Below are 15,263 nucleotides of genomic sequence, written 5' to 3'. Positions count from 1 at the left end.
CGCGGGCGCTGCGGCCACGCCGGCCGTGGCGTCGTGCACCATATGGCCGGAAACCGGCCGGTGCGGATGCGGTGCCAGGAGCTTCTTCGGCGCGATGAACAAATACATGGTCAGCACGTAGGGGGCGGTGAAGGAGGGGATGCCCGCAGGCGCCACCATCACGTCCAGCGCGCCCTGCACGAACACCGTCACCACCGTCGCGAGCAGCGCATAGGCGATGACCCGGGGATGCGGCTTAAGGAAGATCACGCCCACCGCCATGGCGGTCAGCACCGGGCTGAAGCCGTAGAGGCCCTGGCTCACCACCGCCGGGTCGGCGCCCATGCCGATGGCGACCGCCATCGCCACCAGCGATCCGCCGATGGCGGCGATGCCGGCCGGCACGGAGGCGATGAGGATGCCGGCGAGGATGATGACGCCGCTGATCCAGCTGCCGAGCAGATAGACCTGGGCGATGTTGCGGAAGAAGATCTCCACCAGCTCCATCGGCGCCGGGATGGCGGCAATGCCCTGCACGTAGTCGGTGGCGAGCTTCGGCGCGTCGCCGGTCACATGGAGCCCGCCGAATGAATAGGCGCCCGCGACCATCAGCCAGCCGGTGAGCACGAATGGGCCGGTGGAGCCGGGGATGTCCCATTTGGCGGTCAGCGTCGCGCTGAAGGCGGCGGTGAACACCGTGCTCGCCGCCGCGCCCACCACCACATAGACCCACAGCTGCGGCGAGGCGGCGATGAAGGTGGGCAGCGCTGCACCCACCAGCACGCCGTTGAAGCCGTAGAGGCCGGAGGAGACCGAGGCGTCGTCGCACGCCATCACCCGCGCCGTGGCGGTCGCCACCACCACGCCGACCGCCGCGCCGATGGTGGTCGCCCACACGCCGGAGGCGTAGGAGGCGAAGGCCATGGCGGCGAAGAACAGGGCGCCGGTAAGCGCGTTCTCCATGAAGAAGACCTGGCTCGTGCCGCGCAGCGCCTGGATTGCGAAATTGGCTTTCGGCTCTGACATGGTCACCCCCCTTAGAGCGGTTTCGAGCGAAGGCGGTCCCGTTTCACGTGAGGAGAATGCGCAAGGTCAAAAATCCCGGTCAGCGCCACAGGGACTGTTGCGGCAGCGAGCGTCCGCGCGCCTCCTCGCGGACGATGCGCCAGAAGCGGCGCACCTCGCCGCGCACGTCGTAGGTCTCGATGCCGCCGCGCGCAGCATCAGGCCGGCCCCGTTGGGCAGGCGGCTGACGCCGGCGATGGCGCGCGGGCTCTCGAGCGGAAAATGGGTCTCGAAGCGGTCCTTGATGCGCCCGGCGACGTCCGGCGGCGCGAGGCACAGGATGTTGGCGAAGGCGTCGAAGCCCCGCATCACCGCCGGCAGGTCGACGGTCGGGTCGTCCTTCTCGATCAGGATCTTCTCGGCGAACAGCTTGCGCCCGTCCGGCCGGCGCACCGCCACCGCCACCGACAGGAGGTCGAGGCCGAAGCGCTCTTCCGCGTGGTGGTGCTTGCGCCCCGCCAGCATCATCTCGCCGTAGAGCAGCGTCGCGTCCGCGGCGATGACGATGTCGGTCTGGTTGATGAAGCGCGAGCTGCGGTAGGGGATGGTGAAGTCGGGCAGGTATTCGAGATAGGCGCCGGCCTCCAGCGTCACCGTCTGGTGCTGCGAGGCGTAGTTCGCGTCCATCTGATGGACCCGGTTGGCGCTCTGCGTGGTGACGTGCGCGCACGCCCCCGCGCCCACATGGATGTCGACCTTGTAGCGGTCGCCCTGGAGGATGCCGCCGCCGATGGAGATGATGGAGCAGATCGGCAGCTCCGGCATCGCCTCGTCCCAATAGAGCGCCTGCTGCACAAGAAGCGGCGTCACGCGGTAGAGGTCGGCGAGCACCGAGCGGCCGTTGCGCAGCGCGAAGCCGAGCCGCAGCTCGCCCACCTTGCCCGGTGCGGCGGCGCGCATCTGTGCCGGCTCGGTCTGGTAGCCGGTCAGTTCGCGGGCCGCATCCAGGCGGGCGAGCTGCTCGTGGAGCGCCATGGCGTCAGGCGTCCGCCGTGGCGGGCGGCGTGACCTTCACGTCGAACAGGGCCATGTCGAGGATCAGGCGGATCAGCTCGTCGACGCCCTCGCCGGTCTTGCAGTTGGTGAAGAGGAACGGCTTCTTGCCGCGCATCAGCTTCGAGTCGCGGTCCATCACCTCGAGGCTCGCACCCACGTAAGGGGCGAGGTCCTTCTTGTTGATGACGAGGATGTCCGACTGGCACACGCCGGCGCCGTTCTTGCGCGGGATCTTGTCGCCGGCGGCGACGTCGATCACGTAGATGTAGAAGTCCGCCAGCGCCGGGCTGAAGGTCAGGGTCAGGTTATCGCCGCCGGATTCGATCAGGATCACGTCGCTGTCGGGATACTTCTCCTCCAGCTCCTCCACCGCGGCGATGTTCATGGAGGGGTCCTCGCGCACCGCGGTGTGCGGGCAGGCGCCGGTCTCCACGCCGACGATCTTCTCCTCCACCAGAACGCCCTTCAGGGTGCGGCGCACCTGCTTGGCGTCCTCGGTCGTCACCACGTCGTTGGTGATGATGAGCGGCTTGATGCCGAGGTCGATGAGCCGCGGCGTGATGGTCTCGATGACCGCCGTCTTGCCGGAGCCGACCGGGCCGCCGATGCCGATGCGGGTGATCTTCTTCATGGACCGCTTCCTTTGCCGATGCCGCGCTCAGTTCATGAACAGGCGGACATGGGTGGTGGTGTGGTGCGCGACGAGCACGTCGAAGACGGGGGCGAAGGACGCCATCTCGTCGAGCGCGAGGTCGCGCACCGCCTGATAGTCGTCCGCGACGCGGCCCTGCGCCGTGAACAGGATGCGCTGCGTGTCGAGATGGTCGATCCGCATCAGCCGCAGTGCGGCGCTCAGGATCATGGAGGCGATGGCGTATTGGTGCATCACGAACGCCTCAACCTCGTCGACGCCCATGTGCGCCAGCGCCAGCGCCTGGCCCACCGGCAGGCAGCCGGGGGTCGCGTCCGCCTTGATGTCGTCGAGCCAGCGCGAGAGGTCGGGCGAGGGCATGATCTTCAGCACCAGCTCGGCGAACTTCTTGCCGACGCGGGTGAGCATCATCTGCTGCTCCTCGCCCACGCGCCGGCAGTAGAGCTCGCGGTCGATCTCGACGATGGCGCCGTGGTCGCCGGAAAGCGCCGCCCGGTGGGCGTGCAGCAAGGCGATGCCGTCCATCCGGGCGGACTGGCGCAGGATCAGCTCCACATAAGCGAGAAGGCTCTCCGGATCGCGGACGATGCCGGTCTGGAGCGCGGATTCAAGGCCGTTCGAGAAGGCGAAGGAGCCGATGGGGAGCGTCGAATCCGAGAACTGCAGCAGGCGCGCCAGATGCACCATGCCGGAGGAGGCGCCGCTTTTCCCGCCCGGGGCCGTCATCCCTTCACCGGCGACTTGGCAGGCCCGTGGGAATGCGAATGGCCATGGTCGTGGGGATGGTCGTGATCGTGGTGGTGGTGATCGTGGCCATGGGGGTGGTCGTGGACATGCGTATGCGCATGGTCGTGGGCGTGCGAATGCCCATGCTCATGCCCGTGCGAATGGGAATGGGAATGCGAATGCGCATGGGAATGGGTGTGGCTGTGCGCATCCGCCTGCGCGACTGCCGACCCATGGGCGCCGTGATGGTGGTGCGGCGTCGCGTCGGCGCCGGCGAACAGCAGGCGCACCTCGCGGGCGTCGAGCTTGGCGGCGATCTCCTCGCCGGGGGCGAAGCGGGTCTTCACGTGCTCGAAGGCGTGGGTACGCATCACCGAGGCCATCACCTTCTGGTCCACCGAGAGCGGCACATAGACGGTGGAGCCCTTGATGACCGCCGGCCAGTGCTGGTTGCCGAGGCCGTGGCCCAGCTCGAAGCAGGTGCGCAGGATCTCGGTGGGCGAGAGCTTTTCCAGGCCCTCCAGCTCGATCACCAGCACGTCCTTCAGCGCGATGCGCGCGGCGACGATGATCCCGACCGCCTCGTCATAGTGCAGCACATCGCCGTCGTGCAGGTGCTCCGAACGCGGCAGGGAGATGGCCAGCTCGATGCCGCCCTCGCTCGCCTTGCGCAGCCGGTTCTTCGGCGCCTCCCACTGCTCGAGCACCAGGAGGTCGACCGCGGCGCCGCGCGCGCGTTCCTGCCACAGCGGATCGCTGAGGTTGCCGAGCGTGGTTTCGACGAGAATCATGCGTGCCTCCGACGGCGGGTTGACGCGCGGCGCTCCGCACCGGCGGGGCCGGCACGCGCCGCGCTCTTTCGCCCCTTGGCCGGTACCATGGGGCGCCGCGGAGCGCACAGCCCTCCGCGGCGGTTCACAGCTCAGCTGAAGAAATAGAGCTGGGCGAGCGGAACGCGCGTGGCCGGCTCGATGGTCGCATGCTCGCCGTCCACCGTCACGGCGAAGGTCTCCGGATTGACCTCGATCACGGGCATCGCGGAGTTGCGCACCATGGAGCTCTTGGTGATGGTGCGCGTGCCGTAGACCGGGACGACCTGGGACTTCAGGCCGTAGCGCTCGACGATGCCGTCCTCCACGCCCGCATGGGAGGTGAACGTCACCCGGGTCTTCGGCAGCGCCGACCCCATGGTGCCGAACATCGGCCGGTAGATCACCGGCTGGGGCGTCGGCAGCGAGGCGTTGGGATCGCCCATCAGCGACCAGGAGATCATGCCGCCCTTGATGACCATCTTCGGCTTGGCGCCGAAGAAAGCCGGCTCCCACAGCACGAGGTCGGCCATCTTACCCACTTCAACCGAGCCGATCACATGGCTGACGCCCTGGGCGATCGCCGGGTTGATGGTGACCTTGGCGACGAAGCGCAGGACGCGCGCGTTGTCGTTGCCGGAGGTGTCGCCGGCATAGGCGCCCTTGCGCTGCTTCATGAGGTCGGCGGTCTGGATGGTGCGCGCCCAGTTCTCGCCCACGCGGCCCATGGCCTGGCTGTCGCTGGAGAGGATCGAGATCGCCCCGAGATCGTGCAGCACGTTCTCCGCCGCAATGGTCTCGGCGCGCACGCGGCTCTCGGCGAACGCCACGTCGGTCGGGATCTTCGGGCTGAGATGGTGGCAGATCATGGTCATGTCGAACAATTCGGCCTGCGAGTTGATCCCGTAGGGCAGGGTCGGATTGGTCGAACTCGGGATGACGTTCGAGAGGCTGGCCACGCGGATGATGTCCGGGGCATGGCCGCCGCCCGCGCCCTCCGTGTGGTAGGTGTGGATCGTGCGCCCCTCGAAGGCGGCAATGGTGTTCTCCACGAAGCCGGATTCGTTGAGCGTGTCGGTGTGGATGCAGATCTGGACGTCGAAATTGTCGGCGACCGTGAGGGCGGCGCGGATCGCGCCCGGCGTGGAGCCCCAGTCCTCGTGAATCTTGAGGCCGATGGCGCCGGCGCGAATCTGCTCCTCCATGGGCAGGGGCGAGGAACAGTTGCCCTTGCCGAGCACGCCAGCATTCACCGGCCAGGCATCGAAGGAACGGAGCATCATCTCGATGTTCCACGGGCCGGGGGTGATGGTGGTCCCGTTGGTGCCGTCGCTCGGCCCGATGCCGCCGCCGAACAGCGTCGTCACGCCATTGGACAGCGCCGCCTCGGCCTGCTGCGGCGCGATGAAGTGCACATGGGCGTCGATGCCCCCGGCGGTGAGGATGAGGTGCTCGCCGGCGATGATGTCGGTGCCGGCGCCGAGCGCGAGGCCGGGCGTGATGCCGGACATGGTGGAGGGGTTGCCGGCCTTGCCGAGGGCGCAGATCAGGCCGTTCTTGATCCCCACGTCCGCCTTGATCACGCCCTGGACGGCATCGATCACGGTGACGTTGGTGATGACGAGGTCGGGCGCTCCGGCCGCGTTGGTCAGCTCGTTGTCGTAGCCCATGCCGTCGCGCAGCGTCTTGCCGCCGCCATAGACCGCTTCTTCGCCATAGGGGCCGCGCAGGTCCTTCTCGATCTCCACGTAGAGGTCGGTGTCGCCCAGCCGGACCTTGTCGCCGAGCGTGGGGCCATAGAGGTCGGCATATTGATGCCGCGAGATCTTTGCCATCTCAGAACTCCGAATCCGGAAGAAGATGCCTCACGGCTTGGACTTGAACCCGTAGCGCTTGGCCCGCTCGAGGGCGTCGGCGAGGCGCGGGCGATAGTCGTTGTAGCTTTCGTCGCCGACCCAGCCGTCGACGAGACTGTTGAAGCCGAGCACACGCTGTTTGCCCTGGTAGGGGACCAGCGTGACCTCGCGCTCGTCGCCCGGCTCGAAGCGCAAGGCGGTGCTGGAAGGGATGTCGAGCCGCTTGCCGAACGCCTGCTCGCGGTCGAACTCCAGCGCGGCGTTCACTTCGAAGAAATGGAAGTGCGAGCCCACCTGGATCGGCCGGTCGCCGGTGTTGCGGACCTTGAGGGACGTCGTCGGATAGCCGGCGTTCAGCTCGATGTCGTCCGCCGCGAGAACGAGGCCGCCGACCGGGGTCTTCTTCGGATCGCTGTTCATGGTGCGCCGCTCCCGCTGCTACTTGATCGGATCGTGCACGGTGACGAGCCGGCTGCCGTCCGTGAACACCGCCTCCACCTGGACGTAGGGGATCATGTCGGCGACGCCGTCCATGACGTCGTCGCGGGTGATGGCCTTGCTGGCGAGTTCCATCACCTCCTCGACGGTCTTGCCCGCGCGCGCGCCGTCGAGCGCCGCGACCGAGATCAGCGACACCGTCTCCGGGTGATTGAGCTTCAGGCCCTGATCCTTCCGCTTCTGCGCGACCTGGGCAAGCATGTAGATCAGGAGCTTATCGATTTCTCGGGGGGTAAAATGCACAAGCCGCCTCCTCTTCGTTCACGCGCGATTGCGGCGCGCGCCGTGCGCGCATGGCGCCGAAAGCCGACCCGACGATAGCAGAGCACCGCCGCGATGTCTTGTGACGGTGGGAGAGTTCCCTCTACTATTCAATCATTTGCGCGATGTTCTCGCCGTGCAGCAGATCAAACGTGCGCCTCATTGGTTGTATGGGTCTTCACTGGCGGAATCCATATCCCAGCCGGGATATGATTGTCCGGACTTTGCCGGCGATTACGTATGATGATTTTTGTATTACTTCATATTGCAGCCGCAGGCGGGGCCGGAGTGCCGCGGATGCGTCCTAGGCTTGCCGCTCCGCCAGAGGCGGCAGCGCGAATTCGGCCTCGAATGCCGCGGCCGGCATCGGCTTGCCGAACAGATATCCCTGGCCTTCCACGCATCCGCACGAGACCAGATAGTCGCGCTGCGGCGCGGTTTCGATTCCCTCGGCCGTGATCGCGATGCCGAGGTCCCGCCCCATCCGGATGATGGCGCCGGTGATGGCAGCCTCCCGCGGCGACTGGGGCGCCCGGGCGACGAAGCTCCGGTCGATCTTGATGCGCGTCAGCGGGTACTGGGTCAGCATGCTGAGCGACGCATAGCCGGTGCCGAAATCGTCGAAGGCCAGGCCGACGCCCAGTCCCTGCAATTGATACAGCGTATCGAGCACCACGTCGTCCTGGGACAGCACGATGTTTTCGGTCAGTTCCAGTTCCAGGGCCGCCGGTGGAAGCCCGTGCCTCTGCAGGGCCTGCGCCACGTCGCGCGCGAGTTCGCCCGAGTGGAACTGCGCCCCGAAGACGTTCACGGCGATGCGCAGGTCGCCCGCGCCCTCCCGCAGCCAGCGCGCGGCCCGCGCACAGGCTTCGTCGATGACCCACGAGCCGACGGAGCCCGCCAGGCGGCCCTTCTCAAGCTGGGGAAGGAAGGCGGCCGGCTTCAGCAGGCCGCGCGTGGGGTGGAGCCAGCGGATCAGCGCCTCGGCGCCGGTCAGGGCGCCGTCGGCGAGCCGAACCTGGGGCTGGTAGAAGAGCACGAACTCACCCCCTGCCGCCGCCCGGTGCAGGTCGAGGCAATAGACGCTGCGCTCCGCCGCCGCCGAGCGCAGGGTGGGCATGTAGACCGTCTGGCGGCCGGTCCCGAGGCTCTTGGCATGGTGCAGCGCCAGATCCGCATTGCCGATGAGGGCGACCGCCTCCGGCGCGTGTGCGGGCGAGAGCGCAATGCCGCAGCATGCGGTGACGCGGATTTCCTGGCCCGCCAGCGGCGAAAGGCCGGCCAAGTCGTCCTGGATCCGGGCCGCCAGCTCCAGCGCCCCTGCGTCGTCCTCCACTTCGGCAAGCACGGCGAATTCGTCGCCGCCGAGCCGTGCGACGGCGATCCCCTCGGAGCCGGCGATCCGGAGCAGGAGCGCGCCCGTGGACCGCAGAATCACGTCGCCGGCGGCCGGGCCGAGCACGATGTTGATGTCCTGGAAGCCGTCGAGGTCGAGCAGGATCGCCGCCATCCGTGCGCCACGCAGAAGCGCCTGCTCGGCTTTCCGGTAGAATTGTACGCGGTCGTCGAGCCCCGTCAGCGGATCGGCGCCGACGGTGCGCGGAAGGGCCTCCGTGCTCCCGTCCGTGGCGTCGGGCGATGGCGCCGCACAGCCGCCGCAGACGTCGATACGGCGCAACTCGAGCCGGTCCTCCGCCATGCGCGCGAGTTCCGAAAGACGTGCCCGGTCCTCCTCGGAAAAGGCCGGGTGGGGCTTGGAATCGATCACGCAGAGAACGCCCAGCGCGTGCCCGTCGATGGAGCGCAGCGGAATGCCGGCATAGAACCGGATGGCGCTTTCGCCGGTGACGAGAGGGTTGTCATGGAAACGCTCGTCCTTGGTCGCGTCCAAGACGATCATCGCCGAATTCCCCAGGATCGCATGGGCGCAGAACGAGACGTCGCGGCTCATGTCCACGTCGCCGAGCCCGGTGCTGGCGGCAAAGAACACATGGTCGTGCCCGATCATGTTCACCGCCGCGATCGGCATGTCGAACATGCGCGCGGCGATCCGCGCCACGGGATCCAGGTCGGGGAGAGGACGTTCATCGGCGAAGCCGTAGGCGCGCAGGGCGGTCAGGCGTTCCGCCTCGTCCGGGGGCAGGGCTGGACATCTCATGGGATTGGCTCCCAGCTTCGGTCGCGCACGGTCCCCACCCGTCGCGACTCGATTGGGGCAGAAGGATAAATCCCAGCCGGCACCATTGACAACCGTGGGTTACATCCGACGGACAGCTGGCCCCTGCGGCCGCTCCGCCTCGGGCGGGTGCTCGATGGAGGTGGGCCAGGTGCCGTCCGCCATCAGGCGCTGGCGCTCGGTGCGCGCCTCGTGTTCATGGGCCGCCCGTTCCTCTACGGCGCCGCGATTGCCGGCGCGGCGGGCGCGCTCCGGGTCCACGAGATCCTGCGGTCGGAGATCGCCCGCGATCTGGCGCTGCTCGGCGTCAGCGATATTCGCGGCCTCGACGAATCTGCGCTGGCCCCGGGGGCTCCCGCCCCGTAGCGGCGGAGGTCAGGCCCCCGTGCCGTTCGCCCCGTAGCGCGCCGCCAACTGGTCGGTGGCGCGTGCGAGCAGGCCCATATCGACGCCCACGGCGATGAACACAGCGCCGGCCTCAAGGTAATGATCGATGAGGTGGGGCTCGGTGGTGAGCACGCCCGCCGGCTTGCCGGCGGCGCTGATGCGGCGGATGGCGTCGCTCACCATCGCCACCACCTCCGGATGGGACGGCGCGCCGAGGTGGCCGACACTGGCGGCAAGGTCCGCCGGGCCGATGAAGATGCCGTCAACGCCCTCGACGGCGGCGATGTTCTCCAGGTCGTCGAGCGCGGTCTTCGTCTCCACCTGCACCAGCAGGCACAATTCCTGCGCGGCGCGCGCGGCATAATCCTTCACGCGCCCGAAGCGGGTGGCGCGGGAGGTGCCGCCGACGCCGCGCATGCCGGCCGGCGGATACTGCATGGCGGCCGCCGCGCGCGCCGCCTCGGCGCGGTTCTGCACATAGGGCAAAAGCAGGGTCTGCGCGCCGATGTCGAGATAGCGCTTGATCAAGACCGGATCGTTCCAGGCCGGCCGCACCACCGGCGCGGTCGGGTAGGGCGCCACCGCCTGGAGCTGGCCGAGCACGGTGTCGATCTCATTGGGGGAGTGCTCGGTGTCGAGCAGCAGCCAGTCGAAGCCTGCGCCGGCCACCACTTCCGCCGCATAGGGATTGGACAGGGTGCACCACAGGCCGACCTGCCGCCGGCCCGCGGCGATGGCATGCTTGAAGGGGTTCAACGGCAGGTCCATGGCGCGTTTCCTGTCAGCTCTCTGGCTCTCACCGGCCCATGGGACGCGCGCGGCCCTTGAAGACAAGACCGGGCCGCGGCAAATTCCACCATATGGAAGAAACCACCGAGGCGGCGCCCGCCGCGGGTCTCGATCGCGAGCCACGCAGCGCCGGGCGCGCGCCCACCAACATCGTCACCGGCGCGCAGAGCATCCACCGGGCTTTCGGGGTGCTGCGCCTCCTGGCCAATGCCGGGGCCGGCGGCATGCGCCTCACCGAGATCGCCCAGGACCTCGGCCTCACGCCGCCCACCGCCTACCGCATCCTTCAGGTGCTGATGGAGGAGGGGGCGGTCGAGCGCCTGCGCGCGGAGCGGCGCTACGTGGTGGGTGCCGAGGTGGCGCTGCTCGGGCTCTCGATCCGCTCGCGCGTGGGGCTGCAGGAGATTGCCGAGCCGGTCCTCACGCGCCTGTGCGGCGAGGTGGGCGATGCGGTGTTCCTCACCGTCCGTTCGGGCTTCGATTCCGTGTGCGCCGATCGGCGTATCGGCACCTATCCGGTCCAGGTGCTGTCGATCGGCGTCGGCTCGCGCCGCCCGCTCGGGGTCAGCGTCGGCGGCATGGCGATCCTCTCGGCACTGCCGGCGGCGAAGGCGAGCGCGATCCTCGCCGCCAATGCCGAGCGGTTCGAGCCCTACAACATGACGCTGGAGACGCTCTCCGCCCGGCTCGCCCAGGCGCGCCAGCAGGGCTTCGTCTATGCCGATCCCGCGATCGTGCGCAGCACGCGGGCGCTCGCCTTCCCGGTTTATGATGCGGTGGGCAATCCGGCCTGCGCCATCAGCACCATCGCCATCCGCCGGCGCCTGCCGGCGGGCCGCATCGCGCCGCTGGTCAGCCTGTTCCGCCGCGCGCCGCGGAGCTGTCCGAAGACGCTCGCCGCCACGGCCCGCAGGCGCTGACGGCGCGGCTCAGGTCTCCTCCTCGAACGCGGCATCACGCAGCCGGGAGGCGCGCGGCAGCGCCATCACCACCAGCAAGGCGGCGGCCAGCAGCAGCAAAGCAAGGGACACCGGCTGGGTGAAGAACACGGTTGCGTCGCCGCCGGAGATGGTGAGCGCGCGGCGCAGATTTTCTTCCATCAGCGGGCCGAGGACGAAGCCGAGCAGCAGCGGCGCCGGTTCGCACTGGAGCTTGGCGAGCACGTAGCCGAGGACGCCGAAGGCCGCCATCACATAGACCAGAGCGGTCGAGTTGGAGACGCTGTAGACGCCGATCGCGCACAGAACCAGGATCGCCGGATAAAGAACCCGATAGGGGATCTTCAGCATCTGCACCCACACGCCCACCAGCGGCAGATTGAGGATGACGAGCAGCAGGTTGCCGATCCACATGCTGGCGATCAGGCCCCAGAACAGGCTGGGATTGGCGCTCATCACCTGCGGGCCGGGCTGGATGTTGTGGATGATGAGCGCGCCGATCATCATCGCCATCACGGCGTTGGAGGGCAGGCCGAGCGTGAGCATGGGGATGAACGAGGTCTGCGCGCCCGCATTGTTGGCGCTCTCGGGCCCCGCGACGCCTTCGATGGCGCCCTTGCCGAAGCGGGAAGGGTCGCGCGCGATGCGCTTCTCCAGCATGTAGCTCGCGAACGATCCCAGGATCGCGCCGCCGCCCGGCAGGATGCCGAGGATGGCGCCGAGCCCGGTGCCGCGCACCGCCGCCGGCCAGGCGGCGCGGAAATCGGCGCGCGAGAGCAGGAACGAGCCCTTCCCCTCGAACGCCACGGCGGCGCGCGCCTCGTCCTTGCGCTCCAGGTTCGAGATCACCTCGGCGATGCCGAACAGGCCCATGGCGACGGCGACGAAATCGAGGCCGTCGAACAGATCGGAGATGCCGAAGGTGAAGCGCAGCGCGCCGCTGTTCACGTCGGTGCCGACGAGCCCCAGCACCAGGCCCAGCACCACCATGGCCACCGCCTTCAGCACCGAGCCGTGCGCCAGCACCACGGCGGCGATGAGGCCGAGCACCATGAGCGAGAAGTATTCCGGCGCACCGAAGCCGAGCGCCAGTTCCGACAAGGCCGGGGCGAAGCCGGCGATGGCGAGCGTGCCCACCGTGCCGGCGAAGAAGGAGCCGAGCGCCGCCACCACCAGCGCCTCGCGGGCGCGGCCCTGCCGGGCCATCTGGTAGCCGTCGATGGCGGTGACCACGGAGCTGGTTTCGCCCGGCAGGTTCACCAGGATCGCCGTGGTGGAGCCGCCATATTGCGCGCCGTAATAGATGCCCGCGAGCAGGATCAGCGCCGTCGTGGGATCGAGCCCGAAGGTCAGCGGCATGAGCATGGAGATGGTGGCCACCGGACCGAGGCCCGGCAGCACGCCGATGGCCGTGCCGAGCACCGTGCCGAGCAGGCAGTAAGCGAGGTTCTGCAGGCTGAGGGCGACCGAGAATCCCAGCGCCAGATTGTCGAGGAGGCTCATGGCGGGTCCAGCTTTGGCTCGGGCGGCGCCGGTGCGGTCACGCGGCGAAGGCCGGCCACAGCGGCACCGGCAGGCCGAGCAGGAAATAGAACAGGAACGATGCCGCCGCGCCGAGCGTGGCGGCGATGACGAGGCTCTCCACGAGCCCCTGGCCGGACCGCGCGACGCGGCTCACCAGCACCATGAGCGCCACCGCGGCGAACAGGCCGAGCAGGTCGAGGCCGAAGCCGAACAGGCACACGGCCGCGGTGACAAGCAGCAGCGGCCGCCAGGACAGGCGGAGCGCGGCCGCCGCCTTGTCCCGGACCGCCACCAGCGCGATGGCGGCGCCGAGCGCCACCAGCAGCCCGGCGAGCAGCATCGGAAAACGCCGGGACCCAGATGCGCCGGGGTGCCGATGCCGTAGCCCCGGGAGAGCACGAAAACCGCGACGCCGACGGCGACGAAGAAGAGGCCGGCCAGGACATCTCTCGTGTTCGCGACCATCGGGCTTCCTTTCCTCCGGATGAAGCGAGGCGGGAGCGGCGGTGCAACGCCGCTCCCGCCCGTGCGCGGAGCGCTCCGGCTCGCGGTCCGGGCGCCGCCCGTGCGTTCATTCCGCCTTGATGTTGGCGTCCTTGATGACCTGGGTCCAGCGCGCATCGAGCTTGGCGATATACGCGTGGAAGGCGTCCGGCTTCATGGCGCGCGCTTCCGAGCCCATGGTGGCGAAGCGCTCGATCACCTCCGGCTCGGCCAGGATCTTGGCCAGCGCGTCGGCGAGCGCATTGACCACCGCGGCCGGGGTCTTGGCGGGCGCGAACAGGCCGGTGAAGGTGGTGGCCTCGAAGTCGGCGAAGCCGGCCTCCTGGAAGGTCGGAACGTCCGGCAACTGCGGCACCCGCTTCGCCGAGGTCACGGCGAGCGCCCGCGTCTTGCCGTCCTTCACATAGGGCAGGGCCACCGAGATCTGGTCGAAATTGAACTGGACCCGGCCGGCGAGCACGTCGGTCGTGGCCGGGGCGTTGCCCTTGTAGTGCACGGTGGTCCACTTGGTGCCGGCGAGCTTCTGCAGGAGCTCGCTGGCGAGGTGGTTGGTGGTGCCGGCGCCGGGCGAGGCCATGATGAGCTTGGGATCGCTCGCCTTGGCGAGGGCCAGGAAGTCGGCCAGGGTCTTCGCCGACACCGACGGGTTCACCTGCAGCACCATGGGGGTGAAGGAGATCGAGCTGATGGTCTCGAAATCCTTCGACCAGACATAGGGGGTGCGGCCGAAGATGATGGGGCTGAAGAGCAGGGGGCCGTTGGCGGCGACGAACAGGGTGTAGCCGTCCGGGGCGGCGCGGGCCACGGTCTCGCCCGCGATCATGCCGCCCGCGCCGGGCTTGTTCTCCACCACGAACGGCTTGCCGAACGTGTCCTGCAGCTTGGCGGCGATGATGCGCGCCGCGCCGTCCACGTTGCCGCCGGGCGGGTAGGGCACCACGAGGCGGACGGTCTTGTCGGGCCAGCTCTGCGCCACGGCCGGGGCGGCCACCGCCACCGCGAGCGTCGCCACGGCGCAGGCGCGGATGAGATGTCGAAGCATGATCTCCCTCCCTGTTCGGCGCGCCGCCACCGCCTGCCCATGACGGGCCGGGCGGCGCACGGATGCGTCCTTGCTTGAGCCGCACTTAGGCCCTTGCCGGGGAGGCGGCAATCGGCGCCTGCAGGAACTTCCATATAATGGAAAGATGGAGCCCCCCGGATGAGGCAGCCCTGTTGTCCTTCGGGCGCCCCGTGGCGGGATATCCTGCACCGATGCACCGTGCTTTCCAAATGATGGAAGTTTTCGCCGCTCCAGCTTGCCGCCCCCGCCGCGCGGACCTATGGCCGGATGACGTCGTCCAAGTGCGGGTATTTTCATGCAGATCCGGCCGGAAGAGCTCGGAGCGGAGGAATCCTACAAGCTGCTGACCGGGATCGTGGTGCCGCGGCCCATCGCCTGGATCACCACCTTGTCGGCAACCGGCTCGGTGAACCTCGCGCCGTTCAGCGCCTTTACCTTCGTGTCGCCGAAGCCGCCCATGCTGGCCGTGAGCATCGGCCACAAGGCGGGGGTCTACAAGGACACCGCCGTCAACATCCTGCGCACCGAGGAATACGTGGTGCACATCGCCGACCAGCCGCTCACCGGCGCGGTGCACGGCAGCGCGGTGGAGCATCCGCCCCATGTCAGCGAGGCGGAGGTGCTGGGTCTCGATACCCTGCCGAGCGAGAAGGTGGCGCCGCCGCGCCTCGCCGCCGCGCCGATCGCCATGGAATGCCGGTTCCGCCACTGCATGGAGTTCGGCGAGACCAAGAGCCGCCTGATCGTCGGCGAGGTGGTGCTGATCCATCTGCGCGACGGGCTGGCGCGCAACGGCAAGATCGACACGCGCGCCCTCAACCCCATCTGCCGCATCGCCGGGCCGAACTACGCCACGTTGGGCGAGATCGTCACCCTCGCCGCGATCGGCCAGACCCCGAAATCCTGACGCGGGCGGAAGGAAGACCCGAATGAAACTCGCCAGCTATTCCGCCGCCGGAACGCCCGGCTACGGCGTCGTGACGCCGGCCGGCGTGGTCGACCTCGCCCGGCGGCTGCCCGACTGCCGACCCTGCTCGACC

At 68.7% G+C, this 15,263-nt stretch carries 14 protein-coding genes and 2 pseudogenes; 3 read left to right on the top strand and 13 right to left on the bottom strand.

Features of this window, described 5'->3' with window-relative positions; translation table 11 throughout:
- From yut to AC2W7M_RS08280, 9 genes and pseudogenes are all read right to left on the bottom strand, one after another.
- Window positions 1-1,005: urea transporter (gene yut, locus AC2W7M_RS08320; RefSeq protein WP_486131580.1), on the bottom strand; the 1,005-nt coding region annotated here is incomplete at its 3' end.
- A 79-nt stretch (window positions 1,006-1,084) separates the two neighbouring features.
- A pseudogene (locus AC2W7M_RS08315) lies at window positions 1,085-2,019 on the bottom strand (urease accessory protein UreD).
- Between the two features lie 4 nt (window positions 2,020-2,023).
- A complete protein-coding gene (gene ureG / locus AC2W7M_RS08310) occupies window positions 2,024-2,671 on the bottom strand; it encodes an urease accessory protein UreG (RefSeq protein ID WP_486131578.1) in 648 nt (215 codons plus the stop codon).
- Between the two features lie 27 nt (window positions 2,672-2,698).
- Entirely contained in the window at window positions 2,699-3,379 is a 681-nt protein-coding gene (locus tag AC2W7M_RS08305) for an urease accessory protein UreF (RefSeq protein ID WP_486131582.1), read from the bottom strand.
- A 35-nt stretch (window positions 3,380-3,414) separates the two neighbouring features.
- Window positions 3,415-4,209: an urease accessory protein UreE gene (locus AC2W7M_RS08300; protein ID WP_486131577.1), complete on the bottom strand. Its 795-nt coding sequence runs from the start codon at window positions 4,207-4,209 to the stop codon at window positions 3,415-3,417.
- A 131-nt stretch (window positions 4,210-4,340) separates the two neighbouring features.
- Window positions 4,341-6,062 (bottom strand): urease subunit alpha, encoded by a 1,722-nt coding sequence (locus AC2W7M_RS08295; protein WP_486131575.1) that lies wholly within the window; start codon window positions 6,060-6,062, stop codon window positions 4,341-4,343.
- 30 nt (window positions 6,063-6,092) lie between these two features.
- Window positions 6,093-6,503 (bottom strand): urease subunit beta, encoded by a 411-nt coding sequence (locus tag AC2W7M_RS08290; protein ID WP_486131573.1) that lies wholly within the window; start codon window positions 6,501-6,503, stop codon window positions 6,093-6,095.
- An 18-nt stretch (window positions 6,504-6,521) separates the two neighbouring features.
- Window positions 6,522-6,824, bottom strand: coding sequence for an urease subunit gamma (locus AC2W7M_RS08285; RefSeq protein ID WP_486131571.1), 303 nt, complete (start codon window positions 6,822-6,824; stop codon window positions 6,522-6,524).
- Between the two features lie 322 nt (window positions 6,825-7,146).
- A complete protein-coding gene (locus tag AC2W7M_RS08280) occupies window positions 7,147-9,000 on the bottom strand; it encodes a putative bifunctional diguanylate cyclase/phosphodiesterase (protein ID WP_486131569.1) in 1,854 nt (617 codons plus the stop codon).
- A gap of 147 nt (window positions 9,001-9,147) precedes the next feature.
- Between AC2W7M_RS08280 and AC2W7M_RS08275 the strand changes: the two genes are divergently transcribed.
- Complete coding sequence (locus AC2W7M_RS08275) at window positions 9,148-9,384, top strand: alpha-hydroxy-acid oxidizing protein (protein WP_486131567.1); 237 nt, start codon at window positions 9,148-9,150, stop codon at window positions 9,382-9,384.
- 9 nt (window positions 9,385-9,393) lie between these two features.
- Here AC2W7M_RS08275 and hpaI read toward each other — a convergent pair whose 3' ends face one another.
- On the bottom strand, window positions 9,394-10,173 hold the full coding sequence (gene hpaI, locus AC2W7M_RS08270; RefSeq protein WP_486131565.1) for a 4-hydroxy-2-oxoheptanedioate aldolase: 780 nt from the start codon (window positions 10,171-10,173) through the stop codon (window positions 9,394-9,396).
- 92 nt (window positions 10,174-10,265) lie between these two features.
- On the opposite strand from hpaI, the gene AC2W7M_RS08265 reads away from it, so the two are divergent.
- On the top strand, window positions 10,266-11,114 hold the full coding sequence (locus AC2W7M_RS08265) for an IclR family transcriptional regulator (protein WP_486131563.1): 849 nt from the start codon (window positions 10,266-10,268) through the stop codon (window positions 11,112-11,114).
- Between the two features lie 9 nt (window positions 11,115-11,123).
- Here the strand turns inward: AC2W7M_RS08265 and AC2W7M_RS08260 are convergent, their stop codons facing one another.
- The 3 genes and pseudogenes from AC2W7M_RS08260 to AC2W7M_RS08250 form a co-directional block, all read right to left on the bottom strand.
- The gene (locus AC2W7M_RS08260) at window positions 11,124-12,635 is read right to left on the bottom strand and encodes a tripartite tricarboxylate transporter permease (RefSeq protein WP_486131561.1); all 1,512 of its coding nucleotides are present in this window, start codon (window positions 12,633-12,635) and stop codon (window positions 11,124-11,126) included.
- Between the two features lie 37 nt (window positions 12,636-12,672).
- Window positions 12,673-13,008: pseudogene (locus AC2W7M_RS08255) on the bottom strand (tripartite tricarboxylate transporter TctB family protein); the annotation flags it as partial.
- Between the two features lie 219 nt (window positions 13,009-13,227).
- Window positions 13,228-14,202: a Bug family tripartite tricarboxylate transporter substrate binding protein gene (locus AC2W7M_RS08250; RefSeq protein ID WP_486131560.1), complete on the bottom strand. Its 975-nt coding sequence runs from the start codon at window positions 14,200-14,202 to the stop codon at window positions 13,228-13,230.
- A gap of 316 nt (window positions 14,203-14,518) precedes the next feature.
- On the opposite strand from AC2W7M_RS08250, the gene AC2W7M_RS08245 reads away from it, so the two are divergent.
- Window positions 14,519-15,130, top strand: coding sequence for a flavin reductase family protein (locus AC2W7M_RS08245; protein ID WP_486131558.1), 612 nt, complete (start codon window positions 14,519-14,521; stop codon window positions 15,128-15,130).
- Window positions 15,131-15,263 lie beyond the last annotated feature (133 nt).

The organism is Xanthobacter sp. BG11Y11_SDJG, assembly GCF_057364445.1.
This window is presented reverse-complemented; position numbering and strand designations above follow the sequence as displayed.